A 1,167-nucleotide genomic window follows, 5' to 3' on the forward strand; every position below is an offset into this window, starting at 1 on the left:
CATTATATACTTCATTACTAGGTGGCATAAATTTCCCTATTGTATTCAGATATGAAGCTGGACTATTTATCATTTCCTCTTCATCATTATAATTAATGCTATTAAAGCATGACATTATATCACAACTATCACAACCAAATGTTGAGCATCTAATAGGAAGCGCTCCTTCTGATATTAGAGTATCTATTCTTTCTTCACTTCTTTGATTATGTTTACTAGATATTCTCGAAAAAATTTTAGCAATTCCTTCTTGTCCGCAATTAATAAGCACTGATATCCAACTGTACCATAACTCTTCATGTAATCCACTTTTTTTCTGTGTTATAATAGCCTGTTTGAACTTATAGCACTTATTAGCAAACTTATGAATTATGTAATTGGTATATATATCATTACTTTTATAAATGGTAGTTGGCTTACTATTAATAGACTCTTTCTTTTTGGACTTATTAGACTTTTTTTTATTATTCTTATTAATAAAAAAAACCAATATATTATCTGAAATTTCAGACATTTTAATGTCTAAAGGTGACCTCCCTTCTATCCACTCATACCTATGACCATTTGGATGAACCGAGGGTGGTAGTATAGATTGTTTTCCATTAGATAATAATGCAATTTCTTGATGTTCTCCCTCAAATCTGATAGCTTTACTTTTTATTTCCATACCTTCTGGAATTTTATAAAGTAACCTCATTCCTCCATCTGAAGTTTTATATTGCCATGTTTCAAATGAATCAACACCTAATTTTTCTTTGAAGTACTCATATTGTTCATTACCATCTATATCTATACCAATTATTCCAGAGTTAGATCCCATAACTAAACCAATATTAAATTCTTTATATTGATTAATCCAGTCATTTAGATCATAATCCGTAGTTTGTGCCCAAGAAGCCCAAGCTTTTTTTAAAGGTCTTTTCTCCTTATACTTGCAAGGTATTATGGGTAGATTTTGTTCCACATAATATCTTGCTTGGTTTAAAATTTGTTCCATAGATTACCTCCTAAGATTTTATATTAAATTGTCAATGTGCAAGTTTATTATTATTTTATAACTCCTTCCTTACTATTTTTTAGCCCTTATGTCGGCTACAACATTATAATAGCATCTATGTTTTTTTGTGTCTAATTTCAATTTATAAGAAAATGTAAATTCAAAAAAAG

1 protein-coding gene is annotated in these 1,167 nt (G+C 29.0%); it reads right to left on the minus strand.

From position 1 onward, the window contains the following. Positions 1–997: bifunctional DNA primase/polymerase (locus tag NSA58_RS20450; RefSeq protein WP_257560954.1), on the minus strand; the 997-nt coding region annotated here is incomplete at its 3' end. Positions 998–1,167: the final 170 nt, after the last annotated feature.

The sequence above is a fragment of the Terrisporobacter muris genome (assembly GCF_024621905.1).
Lineage (GTDB): Bacteria > Bacillota > Clostridia > Peptostreptococcales > Peptostreptococcaceae > Terrisporobacter > Terrisporobacter muris.